Origin of the sequence: Enterococcus sp. DIV1682a, from assembly GCF_051711005.1 — a bacterium.
GTDB lineage: Bacteria > Bacillota > Bacilli > Lactobacillales > Enterococcaceae > Enterococcus_B > Enterococcus_B hirae.
On the sequence record NZ_JBIOLT010000001.1, the window covers coordinates 1,956,653 to 1,978,513 of the forward strand.

General features: G+C 38.1%; 20 protein-coding genes. 3 read left to right on the forward strand and 17 right to left on the reverse strand.

The window, feature by feature from the left end:
* Positions 1 to 92: 92 nt before the first annotated feature.
* Both IGJ23_RS08955 and IGJ23_RS08960 read right to left on the reverse strand, forming a co-directional pair.
* Positions 93 to 587: a GNAT family N-acetyltransferase gene (locus IGJ23_RS08955; RefSeq protein ID WP_367010407.1), complete on the reverse strand. Its 495-nt coding sequence runs from the start codon at positions 585 to 587 to the stop codon at positions 93 to 95.
* A 116-nt stretch (positions 588 to 703) separates the two neighbouring features.
* A complete protein-coding gene (locus tag IGJ23_RS08960; RefSeq protein WP_010718433.1) occupies positions 704 to 817 on the reverse strand; it encodes a putative metal homeostasis protein in 114 nt (37 codons plus the stop codon).
* 203 nt (positions 818 to 1,020) lie between these two features.
* Between IGJ23_RS08960 and IGJ23_RS08965 the strand changes: the two genes are divergently transcribed.
* Positions 1,021 to 1,686, forward strand: a complete 666-nt coding sequence (locus IGJ23_RS08965) for a helix-turn-helix transcriptional regulator (RefSeq protein WP_010737898.1) — start codon at positions 1,021 to 1,023, stop codon at positions 1,684 to 1,686.
* Positions 1,687 to 1,941: 255 nt separating this feature from the next.
* Here the strand turns inward: IGJ23_RS08965 and IGJ23_RS08970 are convergent, their stop codons facing one another.
* Genes IGJ23_RS08970 through IGJ23_RS08980 form a run of 3 tightly spaced genes read right to left on the reverse strand, consistent with a single transcriptional unit; the run spans position 1,942 to position 5,074 of the window.
* On the reverse strand, positions 1,942 to 3,360 hold the full coding sequence (locus tag IGJ23_RS08970; RefSeq protein WP_207431889.1) for a cation:dicarboxylate symporter family transporter: 1,419 nt from the start codon (positions 3,358 to 3,360) through the stop codon (positions 1,942 to 1,944).
* Positions 3,361 to 3,374: 14 nt separating this feature from the next.
* Complete coding sequence (locus tag IGJ23_RS08975; RefSeq protein WP_438774873.1) at positions 3,375 to 4,703, reverse strand: CoA-disulfide reductase; 1,329 nt, start codon at positions 4,701 to 4,703, stop codon at positions 3,375 to 3,377.
* Positions 4,704 to 4,720: 17 nt separating this feature from the next.
* Positions 4,721 to 5,074 (reverse strand): RidA family protein, encoded by a 354-nt coding sequence (locus tag IGJ23_RS08980; RefSeq protein ID WP_178285898.1) that lies wholly within the window; start codon positions 5,072 to 5,074, stop codon positions 4,721 to 4,723.
* 265 nt (positions 5,075 to 5,339) lie between these two features.
* Between IGJ23_RS08980 and IGJ23_RS08985 the strand changes: the two genes are divergently transcribed.
* Positions 5,340 to 6,479 carry a trans-sulfuration enzyme family protein gene (locus IGJ23_RS08985; RefSeq protein WP_034700797.1) on the forward strand — a complete coding sequence of 380 codons (1,140 nt, stop codon included), beginning with the start codon at positions 5,340 to 5,342 and terminating at the stop codon, positions 6,477 to 6,479.
* Positions 6,480 to 6,716: 237 nt separating this feature from the next.
* Here the strand turns inward: IGJ23_RS08985 and IGJ23_RS08990 are convergent, their stop codons facing one another.
* The 3 genes from IGJ23_RS08990 to IGJ23_RS09000 all read right to left on the reverse strand — a co-directional run bounded on the left by IGJ23_RS08990 (position 6,717) and on the right by IGJ23_RS09000 (position 9,521).
* Positions 6,717 to 7,076 (reverse strand): MerR family transcriptional regulator, encoded by a 360-nt coding sequence (locus IGJ23_RS08990; protein WP_010718439.1) that lies wholly within the window; start codon positions 7,074 to 7,076, stop codon positions 6,717 to 6,719.
* Positions 7,077 to 7,342: 266 nt separating this feature from the next.
* Positions 7,343 to 8,749 carry a M24 family metallopeptidase gene (locus tag IGJ23_RS08995; protein ID WP_438774875.1) on the reverse strand — a complete coding sequence of 469 codons (1,407 nt, stop codon included), beginning with the start codon at positions 8,747 to 8,749 and terminating at the stop codon, positions 7,343 to 7,345.
* Between the two features lie 10 nt (positions 8,750 to 8,759).
* Entirely contained in the window at positions 8,760 to 9,521 is a 762-nt protein-coding gene (locus IGJ23_RS09000) for a DeoR/GlpR family DNA-binding transcription regulator (RefSeq protein WP_034700802.1), read from the reverse strand.
* Between the two features lie 260 nt (positions 9,522 to 9,781).
* Here IGJ23_RS09000 and IGJ23_RS09005 point away from each other — a divergent pair, with 260 nt between their 5' ends.
* Positions 9,782 to 10,339: a pentapeptide repeat-containing protein gene (locus IGJ23_RS09005; protein WP_256736357.1), complete on the forward strand. Its 558-nt coding sequence runs from the start codon at positions 9,782 to 9,784 to the stop codon at positions 10,337 to 10,339.
* 176 nt (positions 10,340 to 10,515) lie between these two features.
* Here IGJ23_RS09005 and IGJ23_RS09010 read toward each other — a convergent pair whose 3' ends face one another.
* The 9 genes from IGJ23_RS09010 to lacG form a co-directional block, all read right to left on the reverse strand.
* On the reverse strand, positions 10,516 to 11,202 hold the full coding sequence (locus tag IGJ23_RS09010) for a response regulator transcription factor (RefSeq protein ID WP_010718443.1): 687 nt from the start codon (positions 11,200 to 11,202) through the stop codon (positions 10,516 to 10,518).
* 10 nt (positions 11,203 to 11,212) lie between these two features.
* Positions 11,213 to 13,795 (reverse strand): DUF4118 domain-containing protein, encoded by a 2,583-nt coding sequence (locus tag IGJ23_RS09015; protein WP_438774876.1) that lies wholly within the window; start codon positions 13,793 to 13,795, stop codon positions 11,213 to 11,215.
* An 85-nt stretch (positions 13,796 to 13,880) separates the two neighbouring features.
* On the reverse strand, positions 13,881 to 14,414 hold the full coding sequence (locus IGJ23_RS09020) for a potassium-transporting ATPase subunit C (RefSeq protein WP_207427099.1): 534 nt from the start codon (positions 14,412 to 14,414) through the stop codon (positions 13,881 to 13,883).
* Positions 14,415 to 14,426: 12 nt separating this feature from the next.
* The gene (gene kdpB / locus IGJ23_RS09025; RefSeq protein WP_438774877.1) at positions 14,427 to 16,457 is read right to left on the reverse strand and encodes a potassium-transporting ATPase subunit KdpB; all 2,031 of its coding nucleotides are present in this window, start codon (positions 16,455 to 16,457) and stop codon (positions 14,427 to 14,429) included.
* Between the two features lie 9 nt (positions 16,458 to 16,466).
* Positions 16,467 to 18,143, reverse strand: a complete 1,677-nt coding sequence (kdpA, locus tag IGJ23_RS09030) for a potassium-transporting ATPase subunit KdpA (RefSeq protein ID WP_438774878.1) — start codon at positions 18,141 to 18,143, stop codon at positions 16,467 to 16,469.
* A 298-nt stretch (positions 18,144 to 18,441) separates the two neighbouring features.
* Positions 18,442 to 19,395, reverse strand: coding sequence for a tagatose-bisphosphate aldolase (lacD, locus tag IGJ23_RS09035; protein ID WP_438774879.1), 954 nt, complete (start codon positions 19,393 to 19,395; stop codon positions 18,442 to 18,444).
* A gap of 33 nt (positions 19,396 to 19,428) precedes the next feature.
* Positions 19,429 to 19,944 (reverse strand): galactose-6-phosphate isomerase subunit LacB, encoded by a 516-nt coding sequence (gene lacB / locus IGJ23_RS09040; protein WP_063627351.1) that lies wholly within the window; start codon positions 19,942 to 19,944, stop codon positions 19,429 to 19,431.
* Between the two features lie 14 nt (positions 19,945 to 19,958).
* Positions 19,959 to 20,387: a galactose-6-phosphate isomerase subunit LacA gene (gene lacA, locus IGJ23_RS09045; RefSeq protein WP_063627352.1), complete on the reverse strand. Its 429-nt coding sequence runs from the start codon at positions 20,385 to 20,387 to the stop codon at positions 19,959 to 19,961.
* A gap of 27 nt (positions 20,388 to 20,414) precedes the next feature.
* Entirely contained in the window at positions 20,415 to 21,848 is a 1,434-nt protein-coding gene (gene lacG / locus IGJ23_RS09050) for a 6-phospho-beta-galactosidase (RefSeq protein WP_096710138.1), read from the reverse strand.
* Positions 21,849 to 21,861: the final 13 nt, after the last annotated feature.

Below are 21,861 nucleotides of genomic sequence, written 5' to 3' on the forward strand. Positions count from 1 at the left end.
AAAAGAGTGTAACACAAATATTTTCATTTGTGTAGTAATATGAAAAATAAGCTGTAGTTTCAGAAAAATTCATGAAACTACAGCTCATTTGATTAGCGATACGATTTTCCCCAAATAGCTAACCCAAGCAATCTCTCATCGATTTGCGCAACTTCAGGCAGTAGCCCCCATAAACAATAACCATTTTTTTCAAATAAACGTTGACTCGCTTGATTACTATCGAAGATAAAGGCTAGCACGGTCTCAATACCTAAGCCAGGGAGCTGTTTTTCTACAAAGTTCACAGCGTATTGCCCAATACCTCTATGTTGATAGACCTCATCAATATAAATACTGATTTCTACCGTTCGATCATAGGCAGGTCGTCCATAAAAATCGCTCAAACTGATCCAACCAATGATTACTCCTGCTTCTTGCATGATCCATAGTGGGCGTTTCTTAGGATCATGGGCTTCAAACCATGCCAATTTATCCTCGATAGTTACGGGCGTTACATCGGCAGTTGATTGTTTCGTTAAAATCGATTGATTGTAAATCTCCACGATGCGAGGTAAATCTTCTTTAGCTGCTATAGAATAATGGATCATATAGTACACACCTTTTTTTGTTTAAAAACTATTATACCAGTTCAAATTTTTAAGACAAGAATCTACTGATAGGATCACTAATCAAAACAAACACGTTTTTTAGCAAATGATAGTTTTTACTTATTTTTATTACGCTTGTATTGATGAATGATTTTTAACGCTCTTTTTTTCGTTTTGATATTGGGGCTCTTTAGCCGACGATAAGCGCTCGCTAAGTCTTGTTTTTCCATTGCTTTCTCCCTTTTTCAAGTCTATTTTTATCAAATAAACCGTTCACGAACTCAAATAGTAATGATTACGATTTATACAAACAATATAACTTCACCCAAAAAATTTGTCAATAAAAAATAAAATGAAATAACGATTATTTTATAATGTAAACAGCAAACAAAGATGGTATTATAAAGTAACAAAAAATTATCAAGGTGAGAAAATGAATAACACTCAATTAACGCTATATATATCCCTGGTCAAATTCCTCGGACAAGCTTTAGGGGAAAACTATGAAGTGGTTCTTCATCATCTGGAAGAAGGTCATTTTCATATCGCTGCCATTGAAAACAATCATATAAGTGGACGAGATATCCATTCTCCTGTTACTGGTTTCGCTTTAGAAATGGTGCGCTCAAAGAAATATCTTAAACAAGATTATTTAGTCAACTATGATGCACAAACAATCAATGGGAAAAAATTAAGAGGTGCCACTTTTTTTATACGCAATGATCAGCAGAAGATAGTCGGATTACTTTGCATTAATCAAGATATCAGCAAATATCAGTCACTCTCAAAGGAGATACTCGCATTAGCTGGCTTATCAACAGAAAAACAACCACTTGCAGTGTTTGATACAAATCACCTCCCCGAATCCGTTGAGATCTTGGAAGAAACCATTGAAGGGATTATCTACTCTATCGTTCCCTCCGATCTCTTGGACAAACAGACTCCTTTAAATAAAGAGTTAAAAATTAAAATCATTCGCCAATTAAATGAAAAAGGAATCTTCCAAATCAAAGGCGCTGTTTCACAAGTGGCTAAGATTCTCAACATATCAGATCCCAGCGTTTATCGTTACCTGAAGATTGCTGAAGGAGAAAAGTAAAGAGATTGCGAAAGCATCGGTTACCTCCAATGACAATAAGCAAGCATTTTTTTAACAGCTTCTCAGACATAATGGGCTTTGAAACTAAAGACGGCACTCCTCTTCACTAAGGAGTGCCGTCTTATTTCTTGGTTGTTTCACTTTTGAAACAGGCGAAAGCTATAGTAAAAACGATCCAATCAGCGAGTTGGTATCAACTCATTACCTAGATATCGTTTGATCACTAATTGAACACATAACTTTTCCCATTGTCTATTACTCTTCTTCATTTTTTTTATTCAATGGTGCCAAAAACGCTTGTTTATCAAATGTTCCTTCCCACTTATCTACCATAATCGCAGAAACCATTGAGCCTGCGACGTTCAACATGGTACGTCCCATATCAACAATCGGATCGATACCAAATATCGCTCCAATACTTGTGATCGTGTGTCCAAACCCTAAGCCATTAAGAGTAACTGTCGCCGCAACAGTCGCCGTACCAGGCACACCAGCAATTCCGATGGATCCTACCGTAACGACAACGACCACCAAGAAATAAAAGGATAGATCCATTTCCGCGCCAACAGCTGATCCCATTAAAACACCAAGCATAGCAGGGAATACACCAGCACATCCATTCATACCAATCGAAGTTCCTAAAGTAGCAACAAAATTTGCCGTTTCTTGAGACACACCTAGATCTTCTTCCAGATTTTTCAAAGTATAAGGTAAAGTTCCTACACTTGAACGGGAAGAAAAAGCAAACAATAGTGTCGTAAATGCTTTTTTGTAAAAAACAATTGGATTCACACCCATGAATAGTAATAAAATGACATAAACGATCAACATCAAAAGAACACCAGTATATAGAGCTGCAATAAATCCGATCATTCCCATAATTGCTTGAATCCCTCTAGAAATAATTGTATTACTTACTAAGGCAACAACCCCATACGGCATCAACTTTATCACGTTAGTTAAAACGGAAATGACGGTTACTTTTAATGAGTCCAACAACGTAACAAAAGGTGCCACTTGATCCGGTTTTTTGACTTGTAAGAAGCGAATAGCTCCAGCAAACATAGCCGCTATGATCACAACCGATACAATACTCCCATTATCCCCCATCACACTAACTATATTGTTAGGTATCAGTTTCAAGAAAAATTCCGGGAAACTTTGCGAAGCAATATTACTAATACTTTCTGCTTTGTCTGCTGCCAAGTCTCCAGCAAACTCTGCACCGTTAAGCCGATAGAGTTTGACAACCGCAATCCCCAACGCCGCAGAGATAGCCGTAGTCCCTAATAATGTTGCAAAAGTTTTTCCCGTCAAATATTTTAACCGTTCTCCTTTGACATCAATCACTACTTTGATAATCGATAAGAACACGACAGGAATAGCTAGCAACTGGATCATCTTCAAGAATCCTGAACCAACTAGGGCATACCAGGCATTGATTTCCGTTCGAGCAAATTCGGTATAAATTTCGCTATCGGAACCAATCAAATCAATGACAACCCCTAAAAGCAAACCAAGAATAAGAGCATAAATCATTCGTTTAGAGAAACTAATCCGTTTGTCTTTCAGGTACTTCATTACCCCGAGGGATAGAATCAGCAAAGCGATTCCTCCCGCAGTATAATAATTACTTACTTTCAGAAATTGAGTAAAAAAAGGTGCATCGATCAATTTATTCATCCCCTTTATTTTGCAGTATTTGCTACAACATTTAGTGCTTCCCACGTAGAAGAAAAAGGTGGTGCATAAGCAAAATCAACAAATCCTAATTCTTCAGTCGTCATTTGAGCGTGTATCGCAACAGCTAAGCCAGTCGCACGAAGAACTGTTTCATTTTTCCCGAATAGTTGGGCACCATACAACACTTTTGTTTGTCGGTCATAAACCAGTTTGATCATGATTTTTTCTTGAGTTCCATAATAATTTGAGTGATTCATTGTCTCAATACAAGTCGTTTTGATATCTAATCCTTTTTCTCTTGCCATTTTTTCAGTGATACCAGTCGCTGCTGCCTCGTACTCTCCTACTTTGATCGCACTACTGCCTAATGTCCCTGAATATTCCTGCATCTGTAAACCGCTAAGATTGACCCCAACGATCCGTCCCATTTTATTCGCTGTAGTCGCTAAAGGAAGGTAAATATCCCCTAAGATTCGATGGGGAATCGAAGCACAGTCACCTGCCGCAAATACATCTTTTTGAGACGTTCTCCCGTATGTATCGATTTTAATTGCACCATTTCCCAACAATTCCAATTGATCATTCAAAAAGCTGGTATTAGGAATAAATCCAGCAGCAACGATCACCGCATCCGCCTGATAACTTCCTCTATTCGTTTTGACAGCTACCACTCGTTCATGATCTTTTTCGATCTCTAGAACAGACTCCTCCAAGGAAACCCTTACATTTTCTTCTTCAATAGCTTCTTTAATTTTAGTAGAAAATTCCGGATCAAATGAACGATTCATCAAGTGAGGAGCCATCTCGATCAAATGAATATTTTTTCCTGCTTTCGTTAACTGATCAGCTACTTCAATGCCAATAAATCCACCACCCAGGATGACAATATTTTGATAATTTGATAATTTTTGCTGTAGTCGTTTGACTTCATTAAGTTTCGTAATCGTATACACATCACTAGAATCAATACCAGCAATGTTAGGAACAAACGGCTTTGCACCGACAGCCAGCATCAGACGATCATAAGTTTCATGACTTACTTCATTTGTACTTAAATTTTTTACAGCTAACGTTTTAGTGGCAAATTCGATTGATTCTACTCGATGGCGCAACAATAATTTAATTCCTAAACGTTCGATTTGTTCAGGCGTTCGAGCAAACATCTCTTGTTCATCATTAAATTCTTCACCTAAATAATAAGGAAGCCCACAAGCGCCGAAAGAGATATAATCCTCTTGTTCAATCACGATGATTTCTGCATCTGGATTGACTCTCTTTGCTTTGGCCGCTGCGCTCATTCCTGCAGCAATTCCACCAATGATTATTATTTTCATTCTTTCTTCCTCTTTTCTTATGCTTTAGATAAAACCCATTCGATTTCTATTAAAGCATCTTTTGGTAAGGCAACGACTTGAAAAGCTGATCGTGCTGGGAAACGTTCACCAAAGTGTTCTGCGTACACTTGATTAAATGCTTCAAAATGATTCATATCAGTTAGAAAACAAGTCGTTTTAACCACTTGATTCATGGTCAAGTCTAGCTCCTCCAACACTTGTGATATATTGATCATGATTTGGTTCGTTTGTGCTTTAATCTCTTCAGAAACGATTACACCAGTGGTTGGATCGATTGGTAACTGTCCAGAAACAAAGATCAAGTCTCCCGCCACGCGATATTTTTCATACGGTAATTTGTTGCTACTCATTCTTTTCCTCCTTTAATAATTTTTTATCATAGAATGCAATTACACTAAAAAATTATCATATATTTTTAAGGCAGTCAACCACTTTCAGAGTTTTTAAAAACCGCAAAAATTCTTTATTTAAAATAAATTTATAAAAACTAATGTTATTTAAAATCTAACACAAGCAATTAATTTCATTGATAATTTTTTATCAAGAAAGCGTTGACATAACGGAAATGAATGTGTTATTTTTGAGATACATGAAGTAGGTTTGGAGGAAACCCATATGAATATCAATACAAAAATTCTACACGATTACCCAGTCATCGACCCAGTTACAGGCGCATCGTCGATACCTAAATATCAAACTTCCACGTTTCATCAAAAAAATGTCTTCACTCACACAGGTTTTAGTTACACTCGTTTTGGTAACCCTACTGTCGAAGCGGCGGAAAAATGTATTGCTTCATTAGAAAACGCGCAGTTCGGTTTAGCCTTTTCATCAGGAATGGCTGCTATTAACGCTGTCCTGTTCCTTTTATCCAAAGGAGATCATTTAGTACTAGGTAAAAATATTTATGGTGGAACCTTCCAAAGCATCCATCTTTTCTTAGCTCGTTTCGGGATCGATTGCACTTTTGTTGATGAAACAGATATTGATTCTTGGCAAAAAGCGATTAAAAAAGAAACAAAAATGTTTTACATTGAAACTCCTTCCAATCCATTATTAACAATCACTGATATAAAGAAAGTGACTGAATTGGCTAACGAGTATCAGATCTTAACAGTTGCAGATAATACATTTATGACACCCATTTCACAACATCCTTTAGATTTAGGTGTTGATATCGTGATACATAGTGCAACAAAGTTTATCAATGGACATAGTGACGTTGTTGCAGGTTTGGTCGCTACAAATAACGAGGAGCTGTATCAGCAATTAAAGGAACATCAAAAAGCACTGGGCGGGATTTTAGGTCCTGAAGATGCTTGGCTACTATTGCGTGGCGTTAAAACGCTGGGGTTAAGAATGGAAAAATCAGTTCGAAACGCTAGTGAATTAGCTAACTTTCTCGTCAATCATCCGAAAGTAACAAACGTTTATTATCCTGGTCTTGAACAGCATGCTGGACATTCGATCCATCAAAAACAATGCGAAGACTGTGGTGCTATTTTGTCATTTGAAGTAGATTCAGTTAAGCAAATTGAAACCTTATTCACACACTGTCGTGTACCAATCGTAGCTGTCAGTCTCGGAGGTGTGGAATCCATCCTTTCTTATCCTTGGGCGATGTCTCATGCCAGTATGCCTGAAAAGGATCGATTAGCGATGGGTGTCACTGAAACTTTAGTTCGGCTTTCATGCGGGATCGAAGATGTAGAAGATTTGATCGCTGATCTTGATGATGCGTTAAATGCTATGTAGTTTCACTCACTATCTGATATTCATGGGTGAGTTCTATCATCGAAAATAAGCCGGATAGTCCCAAAATAGTTCCTCCTATTTGGGATTATCCGGCTTATTTCTTAGAGTTAGACACTTCCGACACGCCTTCTTTTTCATCAAAATTTTTTATTTCATCATTGGTAAAAATTTCAGAACTGTTGTATTTGGGCTATAAAAGTTCTCTTAACCAACTGTTGGCTAACATGGACTAATATCTTATTGTTCTAATAAATACCGATCGTAATTCTCGATTTTCTTATGTAATCGTGTTAAACACTCTTGCATCTCATCGATCTTTTGAATCAAATGCTGTCTTTCTGTCATCAATAATTGCTTCCTAGCAGCAATTGTCTGGTCTCCTTGCTTACACAATTTATTGTATTCGATCAACGACTCAATGGATAAACCAGCATTTCTCATACAAATTGTAAAATCTACCCAGTTGAGGTCTTCTTCTGTATAATCACGGATTCCGCCTTTCGTGCGATGTACAGGCGGAATGAGACCAATTTTCTCATAATAACGCAATGTATCGGGCGAGATCCCTTTCGCTTCGCTCACTTGTTTGATGTTCATAGTTGATATCTCCTTTTTTCTGCTCCATCTCGTTCATAATTGACTAGCCTAACATTTATCTGCTTGGCCAAAACCAATAAACGAATGGAGATTTATGCATGATCATCGTCGCATTTGAAACAACGTACAAAAAATGATCTAGTCTTTCGGCTCTCACTATAAGGGATTTTTCTCAAAAAAGCTAGCAGACCTAAAAAATTCGAGAAGTAACGAACCATACAGCTCCTGTTACTCCTACGAATTTTCTCTTATCATTCACTCGTACATCAAGATGTGGATTTTATTCTTTGTACACGAAATGCTTGATTCTTTGCTAAATAAAAAGGGCGTAAGTATGCAACCGTATTGGAAAGCGGTAAAATGTCTTTACTTAAATCAATGTTTAGCACTTCTTTCAAATACGTTTGACGAATCATCATGCGTTGCCATAATTCTGGATACTTTTCTTTGATTTTTCCTTGCAGTGCCTCATCAGCTAATACCACACATTCTTCCGCACTAACACCTGTATAGCCCGGAACTGAAGGAATGATATCTAGTTGAAAAATCATCCCACTTTCAAGTATTTCTTGCGACTCTTGATAAATAGGTGAAGCTAACCACTCTTCATCTGCTGTCAAGTGACCAGGATTTAAATGCCAATGGAACTGTTTTTTTGGTAAAACAGTCTCAACTAGTCGATAAACTTCTTCGCCTCTCATCCCCACTTTGATTGTTTCTAACCAATGAACAATTGCTAGAAAATAAGGTTTAGCCACTTTTTCTAAATAATCCGCTTGCTCTGACGGAAGTTGTTTTTCATGTTCGATGACAAACCCGGTTCTGCTAGATAGACCACCTTTAAACCCGGTAGTTAATGAAAACGCATCGCCAAGCTTAATTGTTTTATCGGTTGGGTAAAGATTAGCATATTCGAAACGTTGCCCTGTCGCAGCAATTGTCACTACCGTGTTCGGTTGTCCTTTTCCATTTAACAATGCTCCAATTTCAGACTCTTTTACACCTACTTCAATCTTGTTTAGTGCTTGTAACATGCAACTAGAAGCTAGATTGGCACCAAATTCATAATGAGCGATCTCATTGGCGTTATTTGTTCTCCGTATTCCTTTTTCCCCGATCAACAGCGAACTAGCATTTAGTAGTTCAGTCGTTTCACCTTTTGCTTTTTCGATTGCTTCAATAATAAAGTGAGGAACATCGAATAGCTTGGTCGCTTCTTTCTTCCGTGTAGTAAACATTTTCCAACCAACTACCCCGATTTTTTTCTTTTCAACGAACCCTAACGAGGTAAATAATTGTTCTAAAGGTTGTTCGTGATCCATTGGTTGATTCGGCAATGAAAAAGGTGGATAATGAACCAATTCTGATTGGATTCGTGCATGTTTACATAGTTTCAGATTTTCATTTCCCAAAATCAAGGTACTTTTTCCACTATTTTCCATAACAAATAATCCTTCTTCAAACCGTGGAATAAATCCCGTAAAATATTCAAAATTGCTACCATGCTCACGATCTGCATAAATGATTAGTGTGTCAATCGCTTCTTCTCTCATCCTTTGTATCATTCGTTTTTTTCTCATCTCAATCGTTTCATCTGTTAAGAAAACCGGTGAGACATCTGCAAATGTTTTCGGCTCAGTCAACACATCTAAAATTATATTTTTCTTTTCCATACTTACTCCTTTATTGATCTAATATAAGACATTCCACCTGATTATTTATCAAAGCTTGTTGTAACTGCTTGCTGGGAGGTTGATCTGTTACTAGAAAATCAATCTCTTTTAAATCACAAACCTTAAAAAAACCGGTTTTATCCATTTTTGTATGATCTGCTAAAGCAACCACCGTTTTTGCCTGTTTGACCATTTGGCGTTTGACAAGTCCTTCTTCTTCCGTATGAATGAATATTCCTTCAGACGATAAAGCAAAAACACCTAAAAAGGTATAGTCTACACTGTATTGTTTTAATTTCTCAATAGTATCTGCGCCATGTAAAAAAAGTTGTGTTTTGTGCAATTTTCCCGGCAATAGCGTAATCGTAGTTGCTGACCTTTTTGCCAACAGCATCGCATGAGTCAAAGAATTAGTGATAGCTGTCAAAGGTTTCATCCCTATTTGATTGATCACACTTTCTACAGTAGTGGAGGAATCGAAAATAACCGATGAATTGTCTTTAATGATAGCTGCAGCGGTTTTTCCTAACTGAAGTTTCACTCCATTTAATTTAGTTGAACGTTGCTCATAATCAAAAATAGTTGCTTCTCTTTCTAATAAAATCGCTCCGCCGTGTGTTCTTCGAACTATATTTTTTTCTTCTAACTTCATTAAATCACGTCTGATCGTGTCTTTAGATACTTCCAGCTGTTCTGCTAAGTCATCAATCGCAGCATTTTGTTTTTCTTTCATGATTTTGATTATTTTTTTCAAACGAATTTCCCTCAGCATGAAACCGCCTCCCTTAAGTCACTTTACTACAGTTTGCAACTCTTTGCAATATTTTGCAATATATCGCATTTTGTCGCAAAAAAATTGCCAAATGTAATCAAATGATTTGTGCTATAATAAGCAGACAGCGATGATTCCGTTACTGATATGGAAAAATCTTATATAGGAAAGTAGATGAATCTATGAAAATCGTTCCTCCAAAAATTTCTCCCACATTACCACTTAAGCCCTTTTCTACAATCTATTCCGAAGAGGAACCAATGCTTGAAATGTGCAAAGTAGCCAATGACGAAGCAATCGAAGCATTTTTCGATCGTCCCCGTTTTTACAATATGGAATTTGATCACTGTCAATTTACAAATAGCGATTTTAGTCAGGTCGAGTTCGTAGATGTTCGCTTTAAAAATTGTGATCTTTCCAACGTCAATATGACAAAAGCCTCTATCCACCGAGTAGAATTTATCAATTGCAAACTACTTGGGACAACCTTTCAAGAATCAACGATTAAAAACGTTACTTTTAAAGATTGTCTAATCAATCTAGCTGCTTTTGGCTATGCTAAAATGGAGAATAATCAATTTTGCCATTGTTCACTGGAAAACGCCGATCTTTATCATTGTCACTTCAAAGGAATCGTTTTTGACAATTGTGAATTGAACGAAGCAAATTTTCAGCAAACCTCTTTAAAAGGCGTTGATTTAAGCTCCTCTAATTTTGAAACATTAAGCATTACGATCAATGAATTAAAAGGTTGCCAGGTCTCAACCTACCAGGCCTTAAAATTCTCTACATTGTTAGGTCTAATTATAAAAGAGTAAGTGAATAACCTAGGTTTAATTCCCTAGAAGTAATACGATGAACACCATAAAAAGGTCATGAAAGATACAGTAAGCTCTGGTTTGTTCGGAGCTATTTGTTTCTTTCATGACCTTTTTGAACTATCTTTCTTGGATCTAATACTTATTAAACAGACTTCACTGTTTCATCTTTATGTTTACGAGCGGTAATCACGTAAACGATAACCAACACCAATTTCAGTAATGATATATTCAGGCTTCAACGTATTTGTTTCAATTTTTTTGCGGATATTTGACATATTGACTCGCAAAATTTGGGAATCTTCGCTGTATGGTCCCCATACTTGGGTCATTAATGTTTGGTAAGTGACTACTTTACCAATCTGCTCAAATAAACATTTAAGTAATCGATATTCATTTTTTGTTAAATGGATTTCTTGGTCATTTTTATAAACCAACTGCTTATCAAAATCGATTTTCAATGCATTATTTACTACGATCAACGTCTGTTCTTCTTTGGTTTTCTTATGGCGTAAAGCTGTTCTTATACGAGCTAGAAGTTCGTTAGTCCCGAAAGGTTTGGTGACGTAATCATCTGCTCCTAAATCAAGGGCGGCTACTTTTTCATTTTCGTCCTTTCGTGCAGAAATCACCACGATCGGAAGATCCATCCGTTTCCTCAATATTTTCAAGAGATCCATTCCATCAATATCCGGTAAACCTAGATCAAGTAAAATGACATCAAATGTTTCTGCCTGTAAAGCAGTTAAAGCTTCCATCCCATTTGCTGCTACCGTTAATCTATATTGTTCTCGCTCAAAAACCACTTCCATGAAATCGGTAATATTGGGATCATCTTCAATCAATAAGATCATCTTATTCATAAAAAACTCCTTACTTTAAATAGATTCGGACAATCGTTTCCCCATTATCGGCAATCATCTCCATTTGTCCGTTATGAGCACGAATGATCGTGTTGACAATACTTAACCCAATTCCCAATCCGTTTTTAGAATCAACAGGCACCTCATTTGGTTGAGTCAGATTATTTTGGATTTTTTGAAATTGTTCGATAGGAATCTCACCCTTATTTCTAATCTCAATCCTCGTTTCTTCTCCATTTTGGCTCACAGTCAATCGTACAGGTTGCTGTTTTTCACCGTGTCTCAAAGCATTCTCAATCAAATTGAACAAAGCTTGTTCAATTAAAATAGGATCTGCTTGGATGAATAGCATGTTTTCTGGTAATACGACATCTAATTGGCTATCTGGATACACTTTTTTCAAATGACTATACACAGCTTCGATAATTTCTTCAATCGGTTCCGCTGATTTATTCACTTTCATTGTATTCATATTGATCCGTGTAATCGATAATAAATTTTCCACCATTCGAATCAACCATTGGGACTCATCTTGAATATCTCGCAATAATTTTTGTTGGGTTTCTTTCGACACACTTTTTTCATTGTTTAACGTCTCCGCAATCCCTGAAATTGCCGTTAATGGTGTCCGCAAATCATGCGAGACCGCTCGGAGCAAATTGCTGCGGACTCTTTCTCGTTCATTCTCAAGTTCGATTTGCTCTTTCTCATTTTTCAATTGATTTTGTTCCAGAATCGTTGCCAGTTGTGTAATGAGCAACTTTAAATAGTTTAGTTGATCGTTTTGTAGGTCGTGGGAATGACTTCGTTCCATTCCTAAAACAGCTACGACTTTTCCATTAGTAAGGATCGGTAAATAGAATCCTTTTGCTCCTCCGAGGGTATCGGTTCCATTTCCTGCTTCCTGTTGATTTTTTGCTGTCCAAACAGCTACTGCAATTTCTTCACTGATGTTAAGTCTTGATTTTTTCCGATCGACACGATGCACACTTTTCACTTGTCCTTCAGAACCAAAGAGAACCACTTCTCGATCTAACAAACGTGAAAGATACGTCGCAGTAATATCAAAAATTTGTTGTTGATCTTGTGCCAACACATATTGTTTATTCAATTCATAAAGAATTTCCATTTGATGCTCTTTTTCCATAGAATAAACTGCTTGTTTTTTTAACCGCACCATTAAGTTACTAATCATCAGAGCAACTAAAAACATGATCAAAAGAGTGAACGGATAGCCTTGTTTATAGACTGTCAATGAATAAAGCGGCTCAACAAAAAACCAATTGAACGATAGTACACTAAGGATTGATGCTAAAGCGCTCCAAAAATAACCGGAAGTCATCCGAGCGACTAATAAGACGAAAAAGAGATAGATCAACATCAGATTTTGATCACCGACGTTCAAATACTGCATCAACTCAGTAATTAAAGTGGCACAAAAAACAGCACCTAATGCATACCCTAGATCTTTCCCGCCGCCTTCAATGATTTTTCTTGTATGAAATAAAAAGGACGGTCTAGTGTCTTGAAATGGGATCAAATGGATCTCTGTATCATTCAATCGCTTCAGCAATCGGTTTTCAAACGATTCTAAAAATAATCGTTCATACCATGGTTGTCGTAGATTCTTTCCCATGATGATATCTGTGATACCAGTCATTTTAGCGTATTCAACGATCGTTTCAAAGCTTCCTTCTTCTTCCATACTGATCACTTCTCCACCAAGTTTGTCAGCAAGTGGTAAGTTTGTCGGCGTGTCTTCATGTGAACGAATCTGAATCACGACCCATTGCGCACCTAAGCCTTGCGCCAATCTTGCAGTCCAACGAATACACTTTTCTGCCATTTTAGGAAAATCGTCATTAACAATAGTCAACAACTTGCTTTGGATTCGATTGGTTTGACTACTGACTTGATTGATATGATCGGAAGCTCTTTGGATCGCTAAACCTCTCAGATGATTCAACTTTTGTGGGGTAAAAAAATTTTTTAAGGCTCGTTTTGCATTTTCGTTGGTATAGATCTTTCCTTCTTCTAACCGTAAGATCAATTCTTCCGGCTCAACATCGATCACTTTCAAAGATGCTTGTTGAAAGAAAGTGTCTGGCACGGTTTCTTTTACTTCCACACCTGTTACATTAACAACAACATCATTCAAACTTTCGATATGTTGCACATTAATCGTTGTAAAAACGTTGATTCCAGCATTCAGTAACTCTGCCACGTCTTGGTAACGTTTCTTATTTCTTGAACCATGCGCATTGGTGTGTGCTAATTCATCGATCAAAACTACTTCGGGCTTTCGCTTGATCAAGCGATCAATATCAGGTTCAAATAAAGTGATTGATTTGTAATTGATTTCTTTGGGTGGGATCTGAGGCATACCTTCGAGTAGTTGATTCGTTTCTGGTCGATCATGAGGCTCAATATAGCCAATCACGACATCTTTACCTAAGGCAAATAATTCTCTAGCTTCTAAGAGCATCGCATACGTTTTACCGACACCAGCCGCAAAACCAAAGAATACTCTTAGTTTGCCCTTCTTCCCTTGCTGTCTTTGCATAAAATCTTCTGATACACTCGATAACGACATCCTTTCCCCCTCCAACTTATCCTTTATGTAAGTCTGAGCCATTTTCCGATTGGCTAAAACCAATCAAGAAAATGGCTAGAACCGATTATGAATCAGACATCTGATCTAACGAAAGATTCAATTGTAATACATTAACGTATTTGCGATCTGAAAACCAATCCTTATGGCTGTTTTTTTCTATTATAGCATAGATATCCGCTTCTTTAAGACCTCGCTCTTGAGCGATTTTTGACACTTGAAAATTGGCTGCTTCCACACTGATATCCGGGTCTACACCACTTGCCGAAGCAGTCACTAGATCCACCGGAACTTCTTTTTGCGCTGGGTTTTCTTGAAGTTGTTTTTTCGTTCTCTGTTCCACACGTGAAGCTTGTTCCTTGGATACCGGTGACAGTTGGCTAACTTTTTCATTCCGTCCAGAAAAATAGCGAGTTGATTCAAAAGGTTGCCCAATCAACTTCGAACCTATGACTTTCCCATCATTGGTAACTTGGCTACCATTAGCTTGTTCATTGAAAAATAGTTGACCGACCCCGGTAACTAGTAATGTATACCCCCCTCCGAAAACAAGTAAACTTAACAATAAAAAACGAATACTTCCTATAACTGTTTTTCGCATCACTTTTCTCCTTTACAAAATCACGAATGATAAAATGACATCAATCAGTTTGATAAAAATAAATGGTGCAATGACACCTCCTAATCCATAGACAAGTAGATTATGTCGCAGGATTTGACTAGCTGGTTTTTCCTGGTAAGCAACACCTTTCAACGCTAACGGGATCAATGCCACAATCACCACCGCGTTATAAATGACCGCAGATAAAATAGCTGTTAAAGGCGTACTAAGTCCCATGATGTTCAATTGATCTAATTGTGGATAGATGCTATAGAACAAGACTGGGATCACCGCAAAATATTTAGCAACATCATTGGCAATACTAAAGGTCGTTAACGCTCCACGAGTCATCAATAGTTGTTTGCCGATTTGAACTACTTGCAGGAGTTTCGTAGGACTTGAATCTAAGTCGATCATGTTCCCTGCTTCTTTGGCAGCCTGGGTTCCTGTATTCATTGCCATCGCTACATCAGCTTGTGCTAATGCCGGAGCATCATTCGTTCCATCACCCGTCATTGCTACAAGGTGACCTTTTTCTTGGTACTCACGGATTAATTCCATTTTGTTTTCTGGTGTTGCTTCTGCCAAAAAATCATCAACGCCCGCTTCTGCCGCAATCGCTGCAGCCGTCAAAGGATTATCCCCTGTGATCATGATCGTTTTGATCCCCATTTTCCGCATATCTGCAAATTTTTCTTTCACACCATTTTTTACAATGTCTTTGAGATAAACGACACCTAAAACTTGGTAATTTTTGACAACTACTAATGGGGTTCCCCCTGCACGTGCGATTTGAGCCACTAATTGATCGCATTCTTCAGGATAGGTATGTCCATTTGCTTCCACGTATTTTTTCATAGTGTCAGCCGCGCCTTTACGAATTTCGTCCCCGCGATAATCGATCCCGCTCATTCTTGTTTTGGCACTAAAATCAATAAATTTCACCTCAGATTGCTGAAATTCACGTTCTCGTAGATTGAATCGTTCTTTGGCTAAAATCACAATGCTTCTGCCTTCCGCTGTTTCATCTGCCAAAGAGGAAAGTTGGGCAGCATCCGCCAGTTCTCGTTCACTCACTTGATGAACTGGTAAAAATTCACTTGCACGTCGATTGCCCAGCGTAATCGTTCCTGTTTTATCCAATAATAAGACATCGACGTCTCCTGCCGCTTCGATTGCTCGACCACTCATGGCAATGACATTTTCTTTTGTCAATCGACTCATACCAGCAATACCGATCGAAGAGATCAACGCACCAATTGTCGTGGGTGCTAAACAAATCAATAACGCAATCACAATGATTAAAGAAAGCGAGCCACCTTTTCCTGCCAGCAGACTACTAAAGTGAGTAAACGGGATCAGCGTAATCGAAACTGTTAAGAAAATGATCGTCAAAGTGATCAAAAAGATTTGCAGTCCGATTTCATTGGGTGTTTTTTTTCGTTGGGTGCCTTCCACCATCGCAATCATTTTATCTAAAAATGATTGCCCGTTTTCGGAAGTGACCCGTATCACTAAATAATCAGAGACGACTGTCGTTCCTCCTGTCACAGCGCTTCGATCCCCTCCGGATTCCCGAATGACTGGTGCTGATTCTCCAGTAATGGCACTTTCATCGACGGAGGCAGCCCCTTCAATAACGTCCCCGTCTGCTGGGATTTGTTCACCTGCCTGGACATAAACCAGATCGCCTTTTTTCAAATCAGAAGAACGGATCTCAATAAAGTTTTTTTCTTGCACATCTTCTAAACAGGTGATCTTATAGGTCATTACTTCTTTCTTCGCTTGCTTCAAACTATCCGCTTGTGCCTTCCCACGACCTTCAGCAACGGCTTCAGCAAAATTGGCAAATAATAGAGTCAACCATAAGAAAACCGTAATTGCAAGACTAAACCATAACGGTACATCCATCGGGTAAAAACACAAAATGGTTGTCAAAATCGCGCCTAAATAGACAACAAACATGACTGGATTTCTTAATTGCTGTCGTGGGTCCAACTTCTTGAACGATTGACCCACAGCCCATAAATAGATTTTTTTCATTTTTCTCACTCACTTTACTGTAAAATACTCAGCAATTGGTCCTAAGGCTAATGCTGGTAAGAAACTCAAGGCGCCGATCACTAAAATGACAATAATCAACATCGTAACAAACGTTGGACTGACGGTTGATAATGTCCCTGGACTCAACGCTGCTTTTTTCTTATTCCCCATGTTTTCTGCTAGGAATAAAATCGCAACGATCGGTAGATATCTGGAAAGCAGCATCAAGAAACTGCCTAAATAGTTAATAAACGGCGTATCTGCTAATAGACCGCCAAATGAACTCCCATTATTATTCGCTAAGGAAGTTGCACCATATAATAATTCACTAAATCCATGAGGTCCTTCATTAGTTAACCAAGTGAAGACTTCACTGTGGCTGATCAAGGCCATAGCTCCAAAGAGGGTCAACATTAAAGGAGTCAAAATAACTAAACTAGCCATCTTGATGTCAAACGCTTCAATTTTTTTCCCTAAATATTCGGGCGTACGACCAACTAATAAACCAGCAATAAAAACGGCTAACAAAAGAAAAGCAAGCATGCCGTATAGTCCACTACCAATCCCACCAAAAATAATCTCTCCTAATTGCATCAAAAAGAGTGGGATCGCTCCACCTAAGGGCGTAAAACTATCTAACATCGCATTGACCGAACCATTAGAAGCAGCAGTCGTGCTGACAGCCCATAAACTTGACCATCCCACACCGAAACGAACTTCTTTTCCTTCCATGTTGGCCGAACCTAACACTTGAGGAAAGTTTGGTCCATAATATTCACTAACTGTTACCCCGATAAACGCTAATAGAACAAAAGTGGTTGCAACGATCAAGATCGTCCGTCCTTGTTTCCATTCTTTTACCCAAAAACCTAGTGTAAAAATCAATGCAGCAGGAATGAGCAAAATGGCAATATTTTCCAAAAAATTCGCTAAAATCGTTGGATTCTCAAAAGGATAAGCTGAATTTGCTCCAAAAAAACCACCACCGTTCGTTCCTAACTGCTTGATAGCTACTTGGCTTGCTACTGGTCCTAGATACAACCACAAATCTTTTCCTTCTAATCCTTGATAAGCTAGCCCTGATTGCAACGTTTGGATCGTTCCTTGAGAGATCAATAAGATGGCTAAAACGATGGAAAGCGGCAATAAGATATAGACTAGACCTCTGGTTAAATCTTGCCAAAAATTCCCTAGTCGTTTATTTTTCACTTGAGTCAAACCTCTTAATAAGGCAATCAAAACTGCTAAACCAACACCTGCAGATACAAAATTTTGAACTGTTAAGCCAAACATTTGCGAAAAATTCGATAAGGTAGTTTCCCCAGCATAGGCTTGCCAATTAGTATTCGTTACAAAGCTAACTGCCGTATTGAGGGCTAATGGGAAAGAAAGATTTTTAACTGTACTTCCTCCCGGCAACCATTCTTGTGTCATTAACAGACCAATCAGTAAAATGAGCGAAAAAAGGCTTAATGACAATACACTAAAAATGTAGCGTTTCGCCGTCATTTCTTTCTGACTGACTGGTCCGATTATTTTATAAAATAGTTTTTCAACGGGTTGCAAAAAGCGTGCGCCTTTAGGTATGTTATTTTGCATGATTTGTTTAATATACCATCCAAGAGGTAACGCTAGAATGAGTAACACAAATAAAAAAAACAATCCTTGATAAATGATACTACTCATAACTCTTCCCCCTTAAATAAAAACCAAAAAAGGTAAATCATTAATAAAGCACTGATCAAACCAAATATAATCATCATTTTTCCTCTCTCCTTTATGATTTGATCATACAAAAAAAGATATAAAGATAGTGTGAAACTTTAAATCGTTTCTTTACACTATCTTTATATCTCTTGATCATTTATTCTTGTCTATTTTTCTCCATTATAAAAATTAGGAGAAGCGTTTCAAAAAAGCTTTCATTCTGTGAAGCTGACCGCTGCTTTTACAGCCTTTGAACAAGCGGCATTCATAGTCTTTTTTATATCGTTACTGGTGTTGCGGTTTCTTGCAGCACTTGGTTGAGTTGTCGGATTTTTTTACTTCCTTCTTCGTTCATCCACGTCATCGCCGCTTCTTTTCCGTGTTTGACAAAAGTTTCTACCCCAGCACTCCACGTTGCCCGACCACAAAGAACTCCATTGAAGGTTGACCCTGCTGCTTTTGCAAATCGTAGTGTTTCATAAAATAATTCTGCTTCAACACCGGCACTTAAAAAGATATAAGGCAAATGGGTAGCAGCAGCTTGTTCTTGGAAAAATTTCGCTGCTTCTTCTTTCGTATGTACGAAATCCGTTTGACTATATCCTTCTACATAGTGCATGTTGACAGGAACTTCCACTTTCAAGACATCGACATTGAATCGCTCTTCAGAAAACTTCTCCATCATTTTTATGACTTTGCCAGGTTTTTTCATCGCATATTCTTTTGATTGACTATCAGAAATGTTTTGATCATATGAAACTAATTCTAAAAAGAATGGTAAATTTTCTGCCTGACATTCTGAGCCGATCCGTTCAATAAATACCTGTTTTCGCTCATTGATTTCGTCACTTTCATCAACATCATAATAAAGTAAGAATTTACAAGCATCTGCACCTGCCTCTTTTAGATTCTTAACTGAACAAGTAGGTAAAAGATCAGGAAGTCTTCCAGGCACGGTACTATCATATCCCGTTTTTTCATAGGCAAGAAGTAAGCCAGCTTCTTGCGCTTTCGCTTTCGCTGCAGGCAAGCCATACTCTGGGTCTAACAAAATCGCTGACGCATCTTTTGTTAGTTGCGAAGACACGATCATCTTAAATTCTTCCAGCTCTTTAGCACTTGCTTCTTCTCCTTTTGCTTTGGTAAGCATTTTACGTAATGCACCTCGTTGATCAATTGCTAAAGCGGCAAAGATTTGTTCTTTATTCCAGAGTTTTTTTAAATGTTTCATTTTTCCATCCATTGCTTCTATGTCACGCTCCTTTTAGTCTTCGTATTCGCCCATTTCCCATTTTTTAAGAAATTTTGCAAAAAATTCCGGCTTCTCTTGCGAAGCATTTGTGCTTTCACACTGGTTGATTTTTTCGATCAACTGTTTGTTTTTATCTGTTTCTTGATATTCTGCCTGAATAAAGGCTTCGATGACATCACAAATCAAAAATTCTCCTGTGATTCTGGCACCAAAACCAATGACGTTCGCATTTAGTTGCTCTTTTGCATAGATGGCACTGGTCATATCACGAACCAACGCACCTCTTACTCCAGGTACTTTATTGACTGCATTGGTAATCCCGACACCTGTTCCACATAAACATACGCCTAAATCAACTTCTTTTTTAACTACTGCTTCTCCAATTTTTTTCCCATATATCGGGTAATGTGTGCGGGTAAAATCATAGGTCCCTACATCCACTACTTCATGCCCTTTTGATTTCAAAAAATCCGCAACTGCTATTTTTGTATCTGTTACGATGTGGTCACATCCAATTGCTATTCTCATTATCTGCTCCTTTCTTAACCCATTTCATTTAACATATCTACACGAATCTGATGACGACCACCACTATAAGATGCGGTCAAAAATCCCTTAACGATATTTAACGCAAGCTCTTTACCAACAATCGCTGCACCTAAGGTAATCATTCGGGCATCATTATGATCTCTAGTCATATAAGCACTTCTTTCATCCGACACTTCAGCTGCCACGATTCCTTTTATTTTTGTTGCGACCATAAAGCTCCCTGCACCATAACCATCAATAGCGATCCCTAGACTTTCCGGGTGTTCTTTTAAATCTGTTGTGATAGCTAATGTAGATGCAATAAAATCTTCTGCTGGTCGAATACTTTTATCTTCTACTTCAAATCCCTCTTGCACGAGCTTATCTTTTAACCATTCTTTTAATTCCATTCCGTCGCTATCCGCACCAATGACTACTCGCATACTCATTTTTCCTCCTGTTTAGTTTTCTCATTTCTCGCTAGTTTCATTTTTAATCGGTTGGTCCAATACTTTTTCTTTGCTGATTTTTTGGTACCAATAAGCACTCTTTTTAGGAAATCGTTGCTGCGTATCAAAATCTACGTAAAATAATCCATAACGTTTATTGTAACCATTCGTCCAAGAAAACATATCCATCAACGACCAAATAAAGTATCCCTCAATTCTCACACCTTGGTCGATCGCCCGTAAAATAGCGGCTAGATGAAGACGGACATAATCGATCCGCTCCTCATCATTGATTTGTCCCGCTTCAAAATGGTCCTTACTCCCTAAACCATTTTCTGTTACATAGATTTTTCCATAGTTCGGATAATTCTGTTTGATCAAGAGAAGCATATCTTCCAACCCTTGTGGATAGATCGGCCAATCCCAGTCAGTCGTTGGGATTACAGGATTTGTTACCCTTTCTCCTACACCTTGCAAGGCAAAGATACTACTTCCTTTTTCACCAGTTCCGTTATGTTGGATTTTTGATGTTCCTGTATAGCCTTTTAAAAAATGACTCGCATAATAATTGACTCCTAAAAAATCAATCATTTTTGCTGCTTCTTTTAGATGATCAAAATCTTCAATTTTGAGTTCAAGCTGCGCCCCATTTGCAGATAAGATCTCATTGATCACACGCATCGTTTCTGCTGAGTATTCCCCTTTAAACGTCGCATCCAATAGAAATTGATTCGCCAAGATATGTTCTTTCTTCGCTGACAGGCTATCTTCTCTCTGATCAGTTATCCCGTACTTTGATTCTAAAATATGAACGATCCCGATCTCACCTTGGTAATTAGCTTCCTTGTATTTTTTGACTACGCGAGCGTGGGCAACCATCATGTTGTGCATTGATTGGATCGCTTTACCCAGCTCATATTGATTGTTCGGCGGAAAATGACCGATGATGTATTGACCGGCAACCACTGACCAGGGTTCATTGATCGTGATCCAATGTTTCACTTTGTCCCCGTATTCTTCGAAACAAAATTGCGCAAAGTCAACATAATCATCCACCATATTTGCAGACAACCAATCACCATCTTTAAATTGCTTCTCTGGTGTATCAAAATGGTGCAAAGTCACAAACGGCGTGACTCCATTTTTGATACAAGAATCGATCAAACGATGATAAAATTGGACACCGATCGGATCGACCTTCTCTCTCCCACTAGGAAAGATCCTAGACCAGGCAATCGAAATCCGAATGCCATTGATGCCAAACTGATGACATGCTTGTAAGTCTTCTGCATATCGATTATAGAAATCACTTGCTTGACTAGGGTCAAATGTCCCTGTCTTTTTAAGGTAATCATCCCAATAATTTTTCCCACGGTTTCCTACTGAAAGGGCACCCTCAGCTTGATAAGCGGCCGTTGCCGCTCCAAAAATAAAATGTTCTGGAAATTTATTCATCGCATCCTCCACA